The organism is Pseudophaeobacter sp. EL27, from assembly GCF_900313025.1.
Taxonomy (GTDB): Bacteria; Pseudomonadota; Alphaproteobacteria; order Rhodobacterales; family Rhodobacteraceae; genus Pseudophaeobacter.
This window is the reverse complement of record NZ_OMPQ01000008.1, coordinates 254,304-272,264: the sequence shown is the minus strand read 5'-3', so window position 1 is coordinate 272,264 and position 17,961 is coordinate 254,304. Positions and strand designations below refer to the sequence as shown.

The following is a 17,961-nucleotide window of genomic DNA, read 5'->3' as shown; positions in this document are numbered from 1 at the left end:
TATGTTTGATTTTAGTCTGGCTCTGCTGGGGCTTCTTGGCTTGGTTTTTCTGCTTGGTGTCCCCTATCTCTTGGTGTCGCATACTCGCCTCAAATCGCAGGTGCGTGATTTGGAAGCAAAAATACGTGCCTTACAAGAAACCTCTCCTAAGGTTCAGTCCTCTGTGACCACTGAAGGCCCTGGACAAGAAACTGCCAAATCTGCTCCTCCATGGGGAGAAAAACAGCAACGTGATACCCAGGTTGATCGTTCCCAAGCCGCTGAGCGAGAAGCTGTAACGGGGCAGGGCAACGCAGATCAGTCCACGTCGCAGCCCATGGCGACCCCGGCGGAAACGGACCAAACATCTGGCGAGCCGGTAACGGCAACGCAGGCCGCACAACCGGGAATTTCGACGTCCCCACAGAGGGCAGCACGGTCCAAAACCGACGAGGATCAGCCCCCACGTGCATTTGTCTTGCGGGGGGATCTTGTGGCGGCTCTCAGCCTATGGCTCCGTGAAAACTGGGTTCTGCTGGCAGGGGCCGCGTCCTTGGCGCTGGCAGGTCTGTTTATGGTGCAATACGGCGTTGAAAACGGCCTGTTGACGCCCTTCTGGCGCGTCATGGCCTCCTTGGGATTTGGCACTGCGCTTATTGCCGGAGCCGAGGTGATCCGGCGGCGCCTGGGAGATGCAACCGAGGGGGCGGCGCAGCATCTCCCCTCTGCTCTGGCAGGGGCGGGATTGATAACGCTTTTTGCCGGGCTGTTGTCAGCGCGCGTCATGTATCAGTTGATCGAACCGAGTCCCAGCTTTGCGGCCCTCGGTCTGGTTTCACTGCTGGCCCTTGTCCTGGGCTGGTACTATGGCGCCTTCCTCACCGCTTTGGGGCTGGTGGGAGCCTGTGCGGTGCCCTTCCTGGTTGGCGGGCAGTCGCAGGACACATGGATGCTTTATTACTATTTTGCCCTGATCGCGACAGTTGGGCTGGGGGTTGATACGGTCAAACGTTGGGCCTGGATTTCAGGGCTTGCCTTGGCAGCTCCGCTCAGCGCCAGTCTGTTGCTCTACCTCTCCGGAGCGGGGGAGGTACATTTCCTGACCGGCCTGTTGCTTGTTGCTGCAGCTGCCGTGATCCTGCCAGAACGCCGCCTCTGGCCGCGCCATGCCGGACCAGCAGTTGTGGACCTCTTGCTGCCGTCTCAAGGCAGACGGCGCTATCCTGAGTTCCCAACCCGGGTTTCGGCGGCTACCAGCTGCGCAGTCGCGGCCGCTGCGGTGTTTGTAGCTGTGCAGGCGGATCAAGCGGCGGTGGTGACCTTTGCCTTGGCTGCTCTGGTGGCGCTGTTACTGGCCAGCCTGCTTTGGATGCGGCAGGCACCGGCGTTGTTTGACCATGTGTTGGTGCCGGGAGTCGCAATCCTGGTGGTGGTCCTGCTTGAGGGGATCAGTTTTGGCCCGCTGTTTCGAGAATTCCAGGCCGCTGTTGGACGCCCGCCGGAAACCGCAGCGCCGCAGACCATCTGGGCCCTGGTGGCGATCGGCGCGCTGGGCTCGGGTCTGGCCTATCTGCGTATGCGCTGGAGCCTGGAAGAGGTGGAGGGAGAGGCCAGAGATCGCTCCTTGTTCTGGGCGCTTGCAGCCGCATGCTTTGCCCCGGCGATGCTGTTGATCCTGGAGTTCACCTGGATGCCGACCCGGGTGCACGGCGTCTATACCTGGGCGCTGGTGGTGCTGAACCTGGCTGCTGCTATGACGTTTTTGACAGAGCGCTGCGCCCGTGGGCAAGACATCAGGCAGAAAGATCTGCGGGTGGCGCTGTTTGCCATCTCAGCGCTGACCCTCATTGCCTTTGCGCTGTTTTTGGTGCTGGCAAAAACCGCGCTCACGCTGGCCCTGTCTGTGATGGTGGTTTTGGTGGTCTTGCTCGACCGCAAATACGACCTGGCGGAGCTGGTGCTGTTCGTGCAGATTGCCGTGGCCGTGATCACCTATCGGCTGGTGCTGGATCCTGGCGTGGACTGGGCGCTTGATCGGGACTATCTGGATGAGCGCTGGCAATATGTGACACCGCTTTTACAGATTATCCTCGGCTACCTTGGGAGCTTGGTCCTGCTGGGGCTGGGCTGGTTTTGGGCGCGGCAGCGGCGCGCAAAAACTGCGTTGATCCTGGAAAGCGCCGCGACCCTGATCGGTGCGGTTTTCCTGAGCGTCTTGATCCTGCGCTTGTTGCCAGAGCAGATGCGCTATGGACATGTCGGCATGGGGCTGATGGCCACGGTCTGGACCGCCTCGCTGATCAATCAGCTGCAGCGCATGCAGATGAGCGGCACGCTAACAGTAGCACTGCGCGGGTTGCTGATGCTGGGCTATGGGCTGGCAGCTTTGTCCAGCCTTGTTGGCTTGTTGGTCTTTGCAAACCCGCTTTTGTCCAGCGATGAGATGGTCCTTGGCCCGCTGATCCTCGACAGTCTGGCTGCGGCCTATCTGCCCTTGGCGGCGGTGCTTGCCTTTGCGGCGGCGCGCCTGGATCATCTGCGGCGTTGGGGGCGAGTTGGGTTTACCCTCGCAGCCAGCGTGTTCGCGGCCCTCTACCTCACACTTGAGATCCGCCGGTTCTGGCGCGGGGATGATCTGAGCCTGCCGGGGGTGATCGATGCCGAGCTGTATTCCTATACCGTGGCTTTGTTGCTGATTTCGGCTGGCGGGGTGATACTGGCCTTCTGGCGCCGCTCTGACCTGCTGCGCCGTCTGGCTATGGCTGGGGTTGTTCTGACCATTGCCAAGGTCTTCCTGGTGGATATGAGCGGGCTGTCGGGACTGACGCGGGTGTTTTCCTTCATGGGGCTGGGGCTGGCTTTGGTGGCGCTTGCTTGGCTCAATCGAGTGATGAATGCTCAGTGGGCAAAAGGCCTCCGCGACAGCGAGATTGAAGAACCTTAATACCGGTTTCGCAAGATCTGAGAACACAAAAGGCGGACCATAGTGGTCCGCCTTTTGCTTTGGAATTGTGGTCGGGGAGGGGGCTCCTCCCTTGATTTGATGCCCTGGTTTTAGAACAGGAAATCATCCGCCGTGAGGTCGGCAATTGTAACACCGGTCAGAGCGATGCTATTGCCGTTACCATCGCTGATCCGCGCCCCCCGACATCTGATCATTGTCGCCGTTCCCATTGATCGTGTCGTTGCCGACCCCGCCAATCATGGTGTCATTGCCCCAGCCGCCAGCCAGGACATTGTCGCCATCATTTCCAGTAATGATATTGTCGTGCCAGTTGCCGGTGCCATTGATGTCTGCGGTGCCAGTGAGTGTCAGGTTTTCCACGTGCCGCGGGCTTTGTTGCGCAAATGGATTGAGAGGATTCACGCTGTGAATCCAGCATGATAGCTGGAGATCATGAGCAGTTGGACGCCTACGAAGTACAAGACCATGAACTGGTCGACCTACAACACGGCATTGAAGCGTCGTGGACCGCTGACAATCTGGTTTGATCCCGAGATGGTCTGGGTGCCGCCGCCGAACGGCAAACGCGGTCGGCATCAGAGTTTCAGCGATGCCGCGATCCAGATCTGCCTGACGCTGAAAGTGTTGTTTGGCATGCCGCTCCACCAGACCTCTGGCTTTGTCGAAAGCCTGTTACGGCTGGCAGGGTTGGACTGGGCGATGCCGGATTACAGCACGCTGTGCCGCCGACAAAAGACGCTGAACATGCGCCTACCGTATCGAGGCGGCAAAGGCCCACTGAACCTCCTTATCGATAGCACCGGCATCAAGGCCGAAGGTGAAGGGGAATGGAACGCGCGCAAGCACGGAGGTTCGAAACGGCGTATCTGGCGTAAGATACACATTCACTGCCCGGCAGGGTCATGCAATGCATAACCCTGCCGGGCAGCGGATGCATCGTGTGAAACTTCTCGGTCAATCGCTCATGGCAAGGGACTTCGAAACGCAGGTTGCGGAGATCCAAATCCGCATCATTCGACCATTGTCCTCGGACCAGTGGCGGAAAAGGTCTCATTCCTCAACCGCTACACGGCAATCGGCATACCTGTCACAGAGCCCGTAGGATAAGTCCGTCCGGGGTAAGGGGAAGTCTGGCTCTCACGCGATTTGCGCAACAAAGCCGTACCGCGGAGTACTTTACACTAAAAGCTCCCCGCTGGCTGTTATCCGCGTTGCCCCGCCAACTTCTATCTTGTCCTGTTCGATATACCGAACGACGATCTCACCGTCCCGTCCAACTTCTTGGCCTTGTTTCGCAACGTAGTCGGATGTTCCCAATCCGGCACTGCGTCGCAAGCCCGCGACAGCGATGTTTCCGCTTCCACAGACAGGATCCTCCGGAACCCCAACTGCGGGTGCAAAGGTTCGGACCTTCCAGATGTCACCAGTTGGGTTTCCTGCTGCCAGTTGAATGCCGGTGGCTCCATGCTTTTGAGAGTATTCATTCAAAAGTGTCAGATCAGGTTGGGTCGCCATGACTGTTTCCGGGCTGTCGGTTATCAAAGTCACCCAGATGGGGCCTGCATCAACGCGCGCGGATGCCTGCACGGGGACATCGTCACCAAAGACCTGCGCTATTTCTTCTTGATCCTCAGCTTTCAGCGGCTGAAGAGAAACCCCGGGTGCAATCAGATGTACGGTGCCCGCCTGCGCATCGAACCTGAGAGATACCGCACCTGCGCCGCAGTTCTGGGTCAAATTTTTAGCCTCTGGTGCAAAATTCTTACGCACGGCTGCTGCCGTTCCAAGCGTCGGATGACCAGCAAAGGGCAGCTCTTGACCGAGGGTGAAAATGCGAACGTCGTAGGAGGCCGCCTCTGGGTCGTAATTCGTAACGAAAGTGGTCTCCGACAGATTGAACCAGGCCGTTACGGCAAGCATCTCGTCGACACTCATTTCGCGGTCTGGGAAAACCACAGCGACTGGATTTCCCATAAAGGCCTTGTCTGAAAAAACATCTACAACACCGTATTTCATGATACTTCCTAATCGTGAGGCCTGGGCCTGCCCCCGCCTCGAGTTGACAAATGATAATCCCATGTGGTTCGGACGGGCAGGGTAAGCCGCCCATCAACACCTGAACAGGGATGTCAGCTTGATGCTGTGACCGGTTCCAAAGCAAATAGGCCGGTTAGCACTCGCTCCACGACCAGGGCCATCATGAAGGCCGAGCTTGTAAAGAACCCAGGGCCCCACAGCATCATATTGGCAACATATATGTTGCGCGCTAGTTTTGAGCGGAAGGTCTCCATATCTACCGCTGCACCTGGGGCGTTCTCCCCGGCTGGTGCGCCAAGAAGGCCCGCTGATACGAGGGATTGAACGAGCGGCGGTTGCTGATTGCTGGTCAGGTCGCGCACCAGACTGCCGGTGGTGTTGACCAAGGTCTGGACGATATCAACGCCATGCGCGTGACCCAAATGATAGGCATGCTCTGCCTCGGACCAGTAGACCTCTTTTGTCCCGTTTCGCACCGTCAGCCGCCCCGCTTTATGCAGGGCTTGCAGCCGTCGGGCGGTCGACAGCGGACAAGGCGCAGAGTAGCTGAGAAAGGCCGTTTCGAACTTGCTGCGATACTGTGCCTTTGAGTCCGTCCGAAGCAGGTCGGATGCCCAACCATCCCATAGGTCAATCTGCGCATCTGAGAACAAATCCACCAGAAAGTTTGGCCTGCCTTCTTCTGTGGATGCCGCAATCGCCTGATCAAGCAATTGCCCCGCTCGGGAATTCACAGCCTCAGCATCGGCGCATCCGGCATAGGGATCGGTAAGCGCGGATGCAGACAAGGTGACACCATGATCCTCTGCCTCTTGCAGAATGGCCGCCGCGACATCCGCCAGTGACGCCTGTTCTGTTCCTGAGGCAGGCGTAAGACCTTCCGGCGTGAAGTGTGTGCGCTGGATATCCATCGGCTTCTGGCTTTGCAGGGCTTTCAGCCGCCCGGAGCGGGAACAAAGCACCACATGGCGGTTGTTCGGTCCCGGCTCGAAGGTCAGATTGCCATCTTCGGCTTCTGTGAACCTGCAACCGGTCTCTGCAGAAAACAGCCTATTGATCACGTCATAGGAGGAAAGCGATGCGCCAAGGATATGCACGGTGGCGTCCAGCCCAACGGTGTCAAAGGCATCCGTGCATATGTGGTTCGCGATATAGGTCGCGTTTGCATCCTCAGGAGGCGCGGGAAAGGGGTCCACATCCGTACAGCGGCCCGTGGTCAAAAGTGCTGCATCAACTGTTGTCTCACCGCCGTCCCAGCCAATCCGTACGCGGCCATCCGGGTGCTCTTCCATCACGGTCGCCTCTTTCGGCACCAGCGTGACCTTGATACCTTTGACGGCGGCCATCAGACGTGCGGCCTCAAAGGCTTCTGACAAAAACTCGCCGAACACCCTGCGCGGCAGGTTACCACGTGGGTCCAGATCAGGCCCATATTCCGGCCTGCTTTGTAGCCAAGTGTAGAATGCGCGCCGATTGCGCGGCGTCAGGCACAAGCTGTCCGTCGTATTGTTGAGCAGGTAGTCAGGGCAGTCCTCCGGCCGGTAGGGATAGCCCGGCCCAAATACGCCGCTGCGTTCAAAGATCGTCAACTCCTCCACCGGATACTGGTCAACGATCTGATAGAAGGCACTGGTGCCGGCAAAGCCGCAGCCGACAATTGCAACATGTTTCGGCGCCATCACAAGGCACCCCAGACAATCCACAGCCCCCAGATCACCAGCACAGCTCCAGACACCAGATCGAGCCATCGTGTTTCGCGTGGCGTGATCCGGGAGCGAGCGGTTGAAGCAACCATGACCAGAAACAACCACCAGAGGGCTGATCCGGCAAAGACACCGGCCACCAGGATGTAGGCTGCACCCGGATGGGAAGCTGCCGAGGCCCCAAGCCCAGAGACCAAAGCAACAAAGGCCAGGATTGTCATGGGGTTGGAAATGGTCAGTGCAAAAGTTGTCGCGAAGGCGGATAGCAAGCCACGGGAAACTCGCGCGCCTGCAGGTTTTGCATCGTCGCCTGCACCCGTCAAAAAGGCTCGAATGGACAGGACACCGAGGACCGCGATCAGAGTGCCGCCAAACAAGGCCATCGCTCCGGCATAGCTGACCAGTAAACCGGTAGCGGCAAGACCGGCAGCAACCATGAACCCATAGACGGCATCGGCGCTAGCAGCACCAAGACCCGAGGCCAAGCCGGCGCTGCGACCATCAGCCAATGTTCGTTTGATGCAAAGCAGCCCAATCGGCCCAACAGGGGCGGCCACCGCGACGCCAACACCAATACCCTTGATAAGTACGTCAATCATTTTCTTCTCCACCGGATGGATGCGCGACATGCACCTGGGCTGTTTCTTTATGTGTCTTGAGCGCAAATGTTGTTTCGGTGCGCTGAACCGCGCGAAGGGGCTTAACGACTTCGGCCAAGAAACTTTGCATGGCATCCATATCTTTCAAACGCAGTTTGACGAGATAGGAATGCGCGCCCGAAATGTGGTGCATTTCCTGTACTTCGGGGCGATCACATAGGGTTTCCACGGCCTCATCTTCGCCCTCGTGCTGCATATCGATCAGGACAAAACAGGCCAAGCCAGCACCCACGCGTTTGGCGTCTAGCGTGGCGTGCCACCCCTTGATCGCGCCCGTTGCTGAAAGACGTCGCAATCGGTCGTTCGCTGTCGAGGTTGGGATGCCCGCTGCTTCGGCAATCGCCGCGCTCGATGCGCGCCCGTCTCGCTGTACGGTTTCACAAATTAACCGATCTGTGATGTCCATTTTCGAATCCCATGCGATAATGTTTCTAGTTTTCGTATCAATTGCGAAAATTTACGTCAATACCGGATGGAAAATGCCACCTACCTCAAGTGACCGTCCAGCATCCGAGGTGGGGCAGGTGAGTGTGGTCGTACCGAAGCGGCAGCCAGAATACCTAATCGGCCCGTCGAGAATGTGGAAAACGACCAATAGCAGACACCTGAAAGCGTTGCAGCATCGGGTAAGTTGGGGGTCACAGTCGACATTGAGGGAAAAAATGCGTTTGACAGCTTGACCGTCCGGTTCCGGAAAGTCGCGGCTCGATTTGTGCAAGTGCGGCAAGGAGAACCAACCTCGCTTCGCACAGATCGCTTTGGGCTGTCGGCGGCCCACCACTCGCAGTATTTAGGACAGACGAGAAAGGCGGCTAGGGGCTCATACTCGGTCTGCGCTACGCAAAGAGGCTTTGTTGCGCAAATGGGTTTAGAGGATTCACGCTGTGAATCCAGCATGATAGCTGGAGGCCATGAGCAGTTGGACACCTACGAAGTACAAGACCACGAACTGGTCGACCTACAACACGGCATTGAAGCGTCGTGGATCGCAGGCAATCTGGTTTGATCCCGAGATGGTCTGGGTGCCGCCGCCGAACGGCAAACGCGGTCGGCAGCAGAGTTTCAGCGATGCCGCGATCCAGACCTGCCTGACGCTGAAAGTGTTGTTTGGCATACCGCTCCGCCAGACCTCTGGCTTTATCGAAAGCCTGTTACGGCTGGCAGGGTTGGACTGGGCGATGCCGGATTACTGCACGCTGTGCCGCCGACAATAGACGCTGAGCCTGCGTCTACGGTATCTAGGCGGCAAAGGCCCACAGAACCTCCTTATCGATAGCACCGGCATCAAGGCCGAAGGTGAATGGAAATGGAGCGCGCGCAAGCACGGAGGTTCGAAACGGCGTATCTGGTGCAAGATACAAATTCACTGCCCGGCAGGATCATGCAATGCATAACCCTGCCGGGCGGCGGATGCATCGTGTGAAACTTCTCGGTCAATCGCTCATGGCAAGGGACTGCGAAAGGACGGTTGCGGAGATCCAAATCCGCATCATTCGACCATTGTCCTCGGACTAATGACGGAAAAGGTCTCATTCCTCAACCGCTACACGGCAATCGGCATACCTGTCACAGAGCCCGTAGGATAAGTCCGTCCGGGGTAAGGGGAAGTCTGGCCTTCACGCGATTTGCGCAACAAAGCCCTCCGGTAGCGTAAATGTTTACAATCGAGCCGCATAAATTTGCAGGCGTTTTCTATTTTAGCCAGCACGTCCTTCAATTCCATACTATCCTCGCCCAGATAATCATCTGGTCAAATTTTTCTGGACTACCTTTGCCCCAAGAGGTAGAGCTCGGCGGATTATTGGGAGCCGATTGCACGAACGATCAGGCGCATTTGAGAAGCGAAGTCGAGACCATGACTGCTTTTTTGTAGCCCATCATATTGAAGCGTTGAATAGCAGGTTTGCGGGCGATGAAATTGGTTATACTGGCGGGCGGTTTTGGGACACGCATCAGCGAAGAGTCGCATCTCAGACCCAAACCGATGATTGAAATCGGCGGGCGTCCGATCATTTGGCATATCATGAAGCATTACAGCGAGCATGGGATCAATGAATTTGTGATTTGCTGTGGCTACAAGGGGTACATGATCAAGGAGTATTTTGCGAATTATTTCCTGCACATGTCCGATGTCACAATTGATCTGGAAACCAACGGAATGGAAATTCATTCTCAGCGGGCAGAGACATGGAAAATCACTCTGGTTGATACGGGAGAGACGACTCAAACTGGAGGTCGCATCAAGCGTGTCGTAGATCATCTGGATGGCACGTTCTGTCTGACATACGGGGACGGGGTGAGTGACGTTGATCTGACTGCATTGTTTAAGCACCACCGCGAGCACGGGCACGAGGCGACGGTGACCGCCATTCAACCGGCTGGACGCTTTGGAGGGCTTGTTATCGACGGTGGTCTGGTCTCTCGGTTCGAAGAAAAACCCGAGGGAGACGGGCGTTGGATCAATGGCGGGTTCTTTGTTTGCGAGCCTGCAGTTCTTGACCGGATTTCAGATGACTTAACGGTCTTTGAAAAGGAGCCGTTGGAGAGCCTTGCTGCTGAAGGTCAGTTATCGGTCTGGAAGCATGGCGGCTACTGGCAGTCCATGGACACATTGCGCGACCGCAATGCACTGGAAGAACTCTGGGCGGCGGATAAGGCCCCATGGAAAACTTGGGAATGAGCGATTTCTGGAACGGCAAGCGCGTTCTGGTGACGGGGCATACCGGATTCAAGGGAAGCTGGTTGTCTATTTGGTTGAACAGGCTTGGGGCCGATGTAGCGGGTATAGCGCTGACGCCTGACACAGACCCTGCGCTGTTTGACCAACTGGGGGTCGAGGCCCTGGTTGATCATATGATTGGCGATATTCGCGACGCGGATCTGGTTGCCCGTTGTGTGGCCGAAGTTCAGCCTGATGTTGTGTTCCACCTTGCGGCACAACCGCTTGTCATCGAGTCTTATGAAACGCCGTTGGAAACCTGGCAGACGAATGTCATGGGATCGGCTCATGTTATGCAGGCTATCCGCCAATTGCCCGATCGATGCGCCGTGGTGATGGTGACGACTGACAAGGTTTACGAGAACCTTGAAGACGGCAAGCCTTATGACGAGCAACACCCGCTTGGCGGCCATGACCCTTACAGCGCCAGCAAGGCGGCAATGGAGATCGCGGTATCGAGTTGGCGGCGATCTTTTCTAAGTGGGACAGATATCAGGATGGCGTCGGCACGGGCTGGAAACGTGATCGGTGGTGGCGACTGGGCCAGCAACCGCATCTTGCCGGACATCGTCAGGGCGTTGAGGCTTGGAAAGCCAATTGAAGTGCGTAACCCCAACGCCGTGCGTCCGTGGCAACATGTGCTAGAGCCGTTGGCTGGATACCTTGCGCTGGCTGAGCGGCTTTGGGTTTCAGATAATCCTGTCTATCAGTCGGGCTTCAATTTTGGACCAGATCCTAAAGATGCACGACCGGTACGCGACGTGGTGACGGAGGCGTTGCGCAATTGGCCGGGGCGCTGGGTGGATGCGTCTTCTGAGGATGCTGTTCATGAGGCTGGATTTCTCAGCCTTGACCTCGCCAAAAGCGAAGCCCTTTTGGGTGTCAAACCACGCTGGTCCTTCGAGCAGACGATCGAGAAAACCGTAAGCTGGTATCGCGCAGTCGGCGAGGGGCAGTCGGCGGTGGATGTCTCCAAGGCGCAGCTTTTAGAGTTCGGTGGCTTATGATCTTCAGGCCGCTTCAACTTGACGGCGCATTCGAAGTGCTGCTGGAGCCGAACGGCGACGCGCGTGGATTTTTCTCGCGGTTTTATTGCGACGAAGAGTTTGGAGAACATGGTTTGAACTCGCGGTGGCCTCAGATGAACCTGTCGTATACCCGGGGCGTAGGAACTTTGCGCGGCCTGCATTTTCAGCGCGGTTCCGCCGCCGAGGTCAAGCTGCTGCGCTGCCTGCGTGGACGGGTCTATGACGTCATTGTTGACCTGCGCGAAGGGTCTGACAGCTTTGGCCAGCATGTCGGGATTGAACTGGATGCGGAACGCCGAAACTCGATCTATATTCCCGAGGGGTTTGCCCATGGCTTTCAGGTGTTGGAAGAAGAGACCGAACTGCAATACCTCCATTCGCAACCCTATTCCCCGACACAAGAGGGCGGAGTTAACTTGATGGATAGCCACTTGGCAATCGACTGGCCTTTACCACCGGCCCAAATGTCGGAGCGGGACAAAAATCTACCGGCTCTTGAGGAGGTTTCACCATTATGACGCAGTTGTGTCGCCATTGCGCTACCCCTTTGAGCATCCGGTTTCTAGATCTTGGATTCGCCCCGCCGTCCAATGCCTATCTAAACCCAGCAGATCTTCAGAAGCCCGAATTGACCTTTCCGCTGCGTCTGTTGGCATGTGGAAATTGCCGCCTCGTGCAGACCGAGGATTTTCCAGAGGCTGATGCATTGTTTACGGATGACTACGCTTACTTTTCATCGACCTCTCAAGGTTGGTTGGATCATGCGGCCCGCTATGCAGATATGGTGACCAACCGGTTTGGCCTTGGGCCTGACAGCCACGTGATGGAAGTTGCATCGAATGACGGTTACCTGCTGAAAAACTTCATGGCGAAGGGCGTCCCGTGCCTAGGTGTGGAGCCGACACAAAGCACAGCTGACGCCGCGCGCGTGCTGGGCATACCGGTGGTGCAGGACTTCTTTGGCACCAAACTTGCGGTCTCACTTAAACAGGCCGACCTGATCGTGGGTAACAACGTCTATGCGCACGTGCCCGACATCAACGATTTCACTGAAGGACTATCGGCGTCTTTGAAACCGGAAGGTGTCATCACGCTGGAATTTCCCCATCTGATGAGACTGGTAGAATTCGCCCAATTCGATACCGTCTATCACGAACATTTCTCCTACCTTTCGTTGTTGGCGGTTGACCGGATTTTTGCCGCAGCAGGACTGCGTATTTTTGATGTCGAGGAGTTGCCGACGCATGGTGGGAGCCTTCGTATTTTCGGCTGCCATGACGGGTCGGACCACCCGCAAGACAGCTCGGTTGCTGCGTTGTTGGATCAGGAGAAGGTTCGCGGAATGGACCGCGACGATTACTATCTGGCGTTTCAGTCGCAGGCAGATGACGTCAAGAACGACTTTCTAAGTTTTTTATTGCAGGCGAAAGCTGAAGGCAAATCCGTCGCGGGCTATGGCGCGGCGGCAAAGGGCAACACCATCATGAATTATGCTGGCGTGCGCGCTGATCTGATCCCGTTCATCTGCGACGCAGCGGCGGCAAAAATCGGTAAGCTGATGCCCGGGAGCCATATCTCCATACTTGCCCCCTCGGCGTTGCGCGAAGATCGTCCAGATTACCTGATCATTCTGCCATGGAACATCGCGGCTGAGGTGAAAGCCCAATGCAGCGACCTTGCCGCCCTCGGCACAAAGTTTGTCACTGCGGTGCCAAGGTTAGAGGTGTCGAAGTGAGCCGCATTCTGTTGACCGGCGCCACGGGGTTCGTCGGTTTGCCGGTTGCGCAGAAGCTGGTTGCCACCGGACATGATCTGACCTGCATCATCCGTCCAGGCTCCGAGGAGAAACTGGAAGGCCTGAAAGTCCGAACCATCCTTTGTGACGACGTTTTCGCGCAGCCGTCCGACTGGTGGAACGACACACTGACAGGCGTCGACACTGTCGTGCATCTGGCGTGGTATGCGGAGCCGGGAAAATACCTGACTTCGGAACGCAATTTGGATTGCCTTGTCGGAACTCTGTCTATGGCAAAGGGCGCTGTAGCGGCCAAGCTGCGCCGGTTTGTGGGTGTAGGCACCTGCTTTGAATACGACCTGTCGGTGGGTGAGCTGTCGGTCGATACCGCGCTCGCGCCTGATACGCCTTATGCAGCTTCCAAAGTGGCTGCCTTTACGATGTTGAAGTCATGGTTCGCGACCACCGAGATAGAGTTTCTTTGGGCACGATTGTTTTATCTATACGGAGCGCGCGAAGATGATCGCCGCCTTGTTCCTTATCTACACAACCAACTGCGTAACGGTAAGGTGGCTGAGCTGAGCCATGGGAAAGCCGTGCGCGATTATTCGGATGTCGATGCGGCTGCAGATCTGCTGGTAAAGGACGTAACCGGCAATCGCGTTGGTCCGACCAACATTTGTAGCGGCAGGGGCGTCACTATTCGTGCCCTTGCAGAAGAAATAGCTGATCAATATAACCGCCGCGATTTGCTCGAATTTGGCGCTCGTCCAGACAATTTGACAGACCCGCCGGTTGTCATCGGTTTAAGAACGGGGGCCCCGAAATGACACAGCCTGCAGATACCCGTTTGCTCTATTCGCAAGATGATTTTCCGGCTTTTCAGAACCGCATGTATGGCAGCGTTGATGAGGCGCGGAATTGTCCGAGGGGCAACATCCGCATAGTCGAAGATCTGACCTCTGGTTTGGTACGCAATGACGCCTTCGATCCGGCTCTTGTTGATTACGATTCCGCCTATCAAAACGAGCAAGCGAACAGCGCGCCGTTTCGTGAGCATCTGAATTGGGCCGCCGACCTGATTGCCGACAAGATCGGTCTTGATGATCTGGTTGAGGTTGGGTGTGGCAAGGGGACGTTTCTTGAAATGCTTGCGGGGCGCGGCGCGTCGATCACCGGATTTGATCCAACTTACGAAGGAGACAGCCCGCATATCCAGAAGCATTATTTTGGGCCCGATTTGGGATTTTCGGCGAAGGGGCTCGTACTGCGCCATGTGCTGGAGCACATTCCGGACCCTTACGCTTTTCTATGTCAGTTACGCGATGCGAATGGCGGTGGCGGCCTGATATACATCGAAGTCCCATGCTTCGATTGGATTTGCGACGGGCGGTCGTGGTTCGATATTTTCTACGAGCATGTCAATTATTTCCGTCTGTCCGACTTTCGCAAAATGTTTGGCAAAGCGCCTGCGATGGGCCGCTCCTTTGGCGGGCAGTACCTTTATGTCATTGGTGATTTATCCAGATTGCGCGCGCCGAAGTATGACTCGCAAGATCCCGTGATTTTTCCCGACAACTTCATGGCGACCTTGCAGGATAGTACGGCGGCGTCACCTAAATCGGATGTTGTTTGGGGGGGCGCTTCCAAAGGGGTAATATATTCGTTGCTACGCGAACGAGCCGGCGCGCCGGTTGAGGCCGTGATTGACATCAACCCAAGTAAGCAGGGCCGCTTTCTGGCGGGAACCGGATTACGTGTCAGCGCACCCGAGGAGGTTTTGCCAAGCCTGCCTTGGTCATCAAGGATCCTTGTGATGAACCCGAATTACTGCGAGGAGATCCGAAAGATATCGAACGACGCATTTACATATGTTGAGGTGGGAAATGACTGAATTTAAGCAAGAGATCGCAGGCCGCATCTCGGACATGATGGACAACAAGCCGCTGAACGACCTGGCGATGGCATTTTTGCAGGCCACGACCCAGCCGAAATACTCTTATAATTATCATTGGCAAGATCGCCCGATTATCCAGTACCCGCAGGATATCATGGCGATGCAGGAACTGATCTGGAGCATCAAACCCGATCTGATCATTGAAACGGGTATCGCACATGGTGGCTCGCTGATTTTCAGCGCATCCATGTTGGCGCTACTAGACATGTGTGACGCAATCGAGGCTGGTACTGTGATGGACCCGTCCAAATCGTCCCGCAAAGTTTTGGGCATAGACATCGACATTCGCGAGCATAATCTCACCGGGATTCAAGACCATCCGATGGCCTCGCGCATTGAGATGATCGAGGGGTCCAGTATCGACGCAGATATCTTTGCTAAGGTTCAGAAGGCCGCAGAAGGATATGAGCGGGTGCTTGTATGTCTGGATTCGAACCACACCCATGATCATGTCCGAGGCGAGTTGGAGTTATATGCGCCGCTCACGTCGGTCGGAAGCTATTGCGTCGTTTTCGATACGTTGATTGAGGACATGCCAGCAGATGAATATCCCGACCGATCTTGGGGACCGGGCAACAACCCCAAAACTGCGGTTTGGGACTACCTTAATACCCATCCCGAGTTCGAGATCGATAAGAGTATTCCCGCAAAGCTGCTGATCACCGTGGCCCATGACGGGTTCCTCAAACGGGTCCGATAATCAAAGCTGACGCTGAAAGCCCTTAGACCGACGCTTGGCCCCTTTCCAGGCCAAGCGTGGCTCCATCTCGCCTGACAGAACGTCACCAAAATCGTTCCCAAGGATCGAGTCCATAGTGCGTGCTGCAGTAAGAATGGTATTTTCGGAGCCCTCAGCGGCGGATACCCTGAAACTATGCAACTGCCCCCACGCACGGGCAAGGCGCTCCCTTGGGGTTCGTTTGGCCTGAGAGGGGCTGTCCAGAGCAGCGGTTAGGGAAGATTGCGCGTCCGTCGCCTTTGCGTGGTCCCCGAGAATGCCGCGTATATTTTCTGCTAGTTCAGGATTCTTGTGCGCCGACCCCAGAACAAATCGATACCAGCAAAGGTAGTCGGGCTGGAAATTCTCAAGCGAGTGGTTGCGTCGTAACGTTTCCAAAGTTGAGAAGAGCGCCAAGGGGGCTGATCCCGCATGGGCAAGTACATCACTCATGGTGTCGGTCAGGTTTTCTTTTGCAAATACCTTGCTGGTATCTGTATCTGCGCGGTTGTTTTGTTCCGCTCCATGGCCACCCCCGGTGCTTGCCGGACTGTATCCGTTGATCGAAAACGGGTGGTCAACTCCTATGAAGCTGCCGTCTTTCAAGATGGATCTATAGGTGAGGTTGACGTCAGGTATGGCGCTGTCGAAAACCCTGTTCCCGTCCATCGAGGTCTTGAGCATATATGGACGTGAAAGGCAGCCATGATAGATATCCGGAACTGGGCGCAGGTTGGAGACCTCTGCTGTCATTAGCTTCTGCAGATTTTCCGCGCCCTGAAATGGCTTCGGGGGGCCGAAACAGTTGCCGTGGTAGAATCTGACACCGCCAGTCTTCTTGCCATACCCGTCGATGGGCCAGCCATAGGTTGCCTTGACCCAACTCAGACCATCAGGCCTATTTGCCTCCAACAGCTGCCGTAAGTAGGGGAACTGCTTTGGCAGTATCCCGTCGTCATCGCCAAAGAAAATCAAGTAGTCGCCAGTCGTCGCTTCAAAAGCGAATTCAAAGTTTTGCCGCATCGACAACCGCGCATCGGTATTCACATAAACTAGTCGGCGGTCGTCAAACTTTCGCACCAGCTCCTTGGTCCCGTCGGAGCTGGCATTGTCGCTTACTACGATCTCAATGTTGGCATCTTCAATTTCCAAAGCAGTCTGAAGAGAATGCCGCAAATACCGGCTCCGTTCTCGGGTCGGAATGACAATGCTGATTTTCACTTTGCTGAACTCTTTCTGCGTCATTTGAGGTCAAGTCGAGTTGTATTTTCGAGAGCAAATTCTCTGGGTTGCGATGAAGCCAAGCTCTAAGGTCCACCCGTATTCTATAAAGTGCAAGTAACACAACCACCTTGAAATCACGTTCATGATCCAAGCAAGGCCAATTCAAAGCCATTTTGGATCGAAGTCACCTGACGAATGAAGTGACATTGGCAAAATGCTGTGACGGCTCTTGCGGGTATCGTTGTGACTATGGTCGGCGGGTCTTCTCCAGCCTATGCAGGCTTCGTTGGCGTCGCTTTGGCTTTTGTGTTTGGTTTCGCTGTCCGTCCGGATCTGCTGACCAACGGACAGGCGTGGTTGAAATTCATTCGCTCGGTGGGTCTGATCTCGGCACAACTGGTGGTCATCGTGGGCGCTGTGGGGATCGTTATCGGCGTGCTGAACCTCACCGGCGTGGGGCTGCGCTTTGCATCGCTTCTGTCAGGCCTTGCAGAAGACCAGATGATCCTGTCGTTGATCTTGATGGCTGTTGCTTGCCTTTTGCTTGGGATGGGGATGCCTACTGTACCGGCCTATCTGATCATCGTTTTGGTGATGGGGCCATCGCTTCAGAAACTTGGCGTGCCAATCGTCCACACCCACATGTTTGTGCTCTATTTCGGTGTGCTTTCGGCAATCACCCCGCCGGTTGCGCTTGCAGCCTTTGCAGCGGCCCCGATTGCGGGTTCCAGCCCGATGCCAACCGCCCTTGAAGCGTCAAGGCTTGCGCTTCCGGGCTTTGTGATCCCGTTCGCCTTTGTCTATCAACCGGCCCTTTTGCTCGGAACCGGGTTCCACTGGACAGAGTCACTGCAGGCCATCCTGTTCGTCTTGCTTGCAACCATTTTGATTTCGCGGGCGTGCTATCCACGACGCGGCAAGAGCTACATGGTGCCTGTGGGGCTTGGTTTGGCCCTTGCACTTATCTTCTTTGGACCAATCGTATCCTGGATTGCCGCCATCGCAGGCATCGGGGTGATGTATTTTGATCGACTGGATCTGACCAATAACCACCAGACTACTTAATCACACTAGGGAGAGAGATATCATGAAGACACAACACCTTAACCTCCACAACCTGTTGGCTGGCCCTGCCGCGCTCGCGACACTGAGCGTTCTGCCCCGTGCAGCAATGGCCAAAGAACTGCTACGGATGTCCACACTGGGCCCGGGCACTACCTCGAACCTGGTGATGACC

The 17,961-nt window shown here is 56.1% G+C and carries 15 protein-coding genes and 2 pseudogenes; 11 read left to right on the top strand and 6 right to left on the bottom strand.

Going from position 1 to position 17,961, the window contains the following annotated elements:
• The first annotated feature begins 1 nt into the window (after position 1).
• A complete protein-coding gene (locus ED661_RS05870; RefSeq protein ID WP_122072991.1) occupies positions 2-2,923 on the top strand; it encodes a DUF2339 domain-containing protein in 2,922 nt (973 codons plus the stop codon).
• A gap of 177 nt (positions 2,924-3,100) precedes the next feature.
• Here the strand turns inward: ED661_RS05870 and ED661_RS22085 are convergent, their stop codons facing one another.
• Positions 3,101-3,304 (bottom strand): calcium-binding protein, encoded by a 204-nt coding sequence (locus ED661_RS22085; RefSeq protein WP_216822439.1) that lies wholly within the window; start codon positions 3,302-3,304, stop codon positions 3,101-3,103.
• Between the two features lie 72 nt (positions 3,305-3,376).
• On the opposite strand from ED661_RS22085, the pseudogene ED661_RS05860 reads away from it, so the two are divergent.
• Positions 3,377-3,829 (top strand): annotated as a pseudogene (locus ED661_RS05860) (IS5 family transposase); the annotation flags it as partial.
• 291 nt (positions 3,830-4,120) lie between these two features.
• On the opposite strand, the gene ED661_RS05855 reads toward ED661_RS05860, so the two are convergent.
• The 4 genes from ED661_RS05855 to ED661_RS05840 form a co-directional block, all read right to left on the bottom strand.
• Positions 4,121-4,960 carry a PhzF family phenazine biosynthesis protein gene (locus tag ED661_RS05855; protein ID WP_162930053.1) on the bottom strand — a complete coding sequence of 280 codons (840 nt, stop codon included), beginning with the start codon at positions 4,958-4,960 and terminating at the stop codon, positions 4,121-4,123.
• A gap of 113 nt (positions 4,961-5,073) precedes the next feature.
• Complete coding sequence (locus tag ED661_RS05850) at positions 5,074-6,660, bottom strand: FAD/NAD(P)-binding protein (RefSeq protein WP_162930052.1); 1,587 nt, start codon at positions 6,658-6,660, stop codon at positions 5,074-5,076.
• Complete coding sequence (locus ED661_RS05845; RefSeq protein WP_122073350.1) at positions 6,660-7,283, bottom strand: LysE family translocator; 624 nt, start codon at positions 7,281-7,283, stop codon at positions 6,660-6,662. Before ED661_RS05845 ends, ED661_RS05850 begins: the two co-directional genes overlap by 1 nt.
• Positions 7,276-7,749, bottom strand: a complete 474-nt coding sequence (locus ED661_RS05840) for an Lrp/AsnC family transcriptional regulator (protein ID WP_122072988.1) — start codon at positions 7,747-7,749, stop codon at positions 7,276-7,278. The genes ED661_RS05845 and ED661_RS05840 overlap by 8 nt, the downstream gene beginning before the upstream one ends.
• Before the next feature lie 505 nt (positions 7,750-8,254).
• Here ED661_RS05840 and ED661_RS05835 point away from each other — a divergent pair.
• From ED661_RS05835 to ED661_RS05795, 8 genes and pseudogenes are all read left to right on the top strand, one after another.
• Positions 8,255-8,707, top strand: a pseudogene (locus tag ED661_RS05835) (IS5 family transposase); the annotation flags it as partial.
• A gap of 548 nt (positions 8,708-9,255) precedes the next feature.
• Entirely contained in the window at positions 9,256-10,023 is a 768-nt protein-coding gene (gene rfbF / locus ED661_RS05825) for a glucose-1-phosphate cytidylyltransferase (RefSeq protein ID WP_122072986.1), read from the top strand.
• Positions 10,020-11,069 carry a CDP-glucose 4,6-dehydratase gene (gene rfbG / locus ED661_RS05820; protein ID WP_122072985.1) on the top strand — a complete coding sequence of 350 codons (1,050 nt, stop codon included), beginning with the start codon at positions 10,020-10,022 and terminating at the stop codon, positions 11,067-11,069. The genes rfbF and rfbG overlap by 4 nt, the downstream gene beginning before the upstream one ends.
• Positions 11,066-11,608 carry a dTDP-4-dehydrorhamnose 3,5-epimerase gene (gene rfbC / locus ED661_RS05815; RefSeq protein WP_122072984.1) on the top strand — a complete coding sequence of 181 codons (543 nt, stop codon included), beginning with the start codon at positions 11,066-11,068 and terminating at the stop codon, positions 11,606-11,608. Before rfbG ends, rfbC begins: the two co-directional genes overlap by 4 nt.
• Positions 11,605-12,825 carry a class I SAM-dependent methyltransferase gene (locus tag ED661_RS05810; protein WP_122072983.1) on the top strand — a complete coding sequence of 407 codons (1,221 nt, stop codon included), beginning with the start codon at positions 11,605-11,607 and terminating at the stop codon, positions 12,823-12,825. Before rfbC ends, ED661_RS05810 begins: the two co-directional genes overlap by 4 nt.
• Positions 12,822-13,655 (top strand): NAD(P)-dependent oxidoreductase, encoded by an 834-nt coding sequence (locus tag ED661_RS05805; RefSeq protein WP_122072982.1) that lies wholly within the window; start codon positions 12,822-12,824, stop codon positions 13,653-13,655. The genes ED661_RS05810 and ED661_RS05805 overlap by 4 nt, the downstream gene beginning before the upstream one ends.
• Entirely contained in the window at positions 13,652-14,719 is a 1,068-nt protein-coding gene (locus tag ED661_RS05800; RefSeq protein WP_122072981.1) for a class I SAM-dependent methyltransferase, read from the top strand. The genes ED661_RS05805 and ED661_RS05800 overlap by 4 nt, the downstream gene beginning before the upstream one ends.
• Positions 14,712-15,482, top strand: a complete 771-nt coding sequence (locus ED661_RS05795) for a cephalosporin hydroxylase family protein (RefSeq protein WP_122072980.1) — start codon at positions 14,712-14,714, stop codon at positions 15,480-15,482. The genes ED661_RS05800 and ED661_RS05795 overlap by 8 nt, the downstream gene beginning before the upstream one ends.
• On the opposite strand, the gene ED661_RS05790 is transcribed toward ED661_RS05795, so the two are convergent.
• The gene (locus tag ED661_RS05790; protein WP_122072979.1) at positions 15,483-16,745 is read right to left on the bottom strand and encodes a glycosyltransferase family 2 protein; all 1,263 of its coding nucleotides are present in this window, start codon (positions 16,743-16,745) and stop codon (positions 15,483-15,485) included. It abuts the gene before it with no gap.
• A gap of 198 nt (positions 16,746-16,943) precedes the next feature.
• Between ED661_RS05790 and ED661_RS05785 the strand changes: the two genes are divergently transcribed.
• The gene (locus ED661_RS05785) at positions 16,944-17,789 is read left to right on the top strand and encodes a TRAP transporter large permease subunit (RefSeq protein ID WP_254054778.1); all 846 of its coding nucleotides are present in this window, start codon (positions 16,944-16,946) and stop codon (positions 17,787-17,789) included.
• The last annotated feature ends 172 nt before the right edge of the window (positions 17,790-17,961 follow it).

Bases quoted from the DNA above. Each gene is read 5' to 3' on its own strand.
- ED661_RS05870 (WP_122072991.1), top strand. From the start codon at position 2: ATGTTTGATTTTAGTCTGGCTCTGCTGGGGCTTCTTGGCTTGGTTTTT.
- ED661_RS05855 (WP_162930053.1), bottom strand. From the start codon at position 4,960: ATGAAATACGGTGTTGTAGATGTTTTTTCAGACAAGGCCTTTATGGGA.
- ED661_RS05850 (WP_162930052.1), bottom strand. From the start codon at position 6,660: ATGGCGCCGAAACATGTTGCAATTGTCGGCTGCGGCTTTGCCGGCACC.
- ED661_RS05845 (WP_122073350.1), bottom strand. From the start codon at position 7,283: ATGATTGACGTACTTATCAAGGGTATTGGTGTTGGCGTCGCGGTGGCC.
- ED661_RS05840 (WP_122072988.1), bottom strand. From the start codon at position 7,749: ATGGACATCACAGATCGGTTAATTTGTGAAACCGTACAGCGAGACGGG.
- rfbF (WP_122072986.1), top strand. From the start codon at position 9,256: ATGAAATTGGTTATACTGGCGGGCGGTTTTGGGACACGCATCAGCGAA.
- rfbG (WP_122072985.1), top strand. From the start codon at position 10,020: ATGAGCGATTTCTGGAACGGCAAGCGCGTTCTGGTGACGGGGCATACC.
- rfbC (WP_122072984.1), top strand. From the start codon at position 11,066: ATGATCTTCAGGCCGCTTCAACTTGACGGCGCATTCGAAGTGCTGCTG.
- ED661_RS05810 (WP_122072983.1), top strand. From the start codon at position 11,605: ATGACGCAGTTGTGTCGCCATTGCGCTACCCCTTTGAGCATCCGGTTT.
- ED661_RS05800 (WP_122072981.1), top strand. From the start codon at position 13,652: ATGACACAGCCTGCAGATACCCGTTTGCTCTATTCGCAAGATGATTTT.
- ED661_RS05795 (WP_122072980.1), top strand. From the start codon at position 14,712: ATGACTGAATTTAAGCAAGAGATCGCAGGCCGCATCTCGGACATGATG.
- ED661_RS05790 (WP_122072979.1), bottom strand. From the start codon at position 16,745: ATGACGCAGAAAGAGTTCAGCAAAGTGAAAATCAGCATTGTCATTCCG.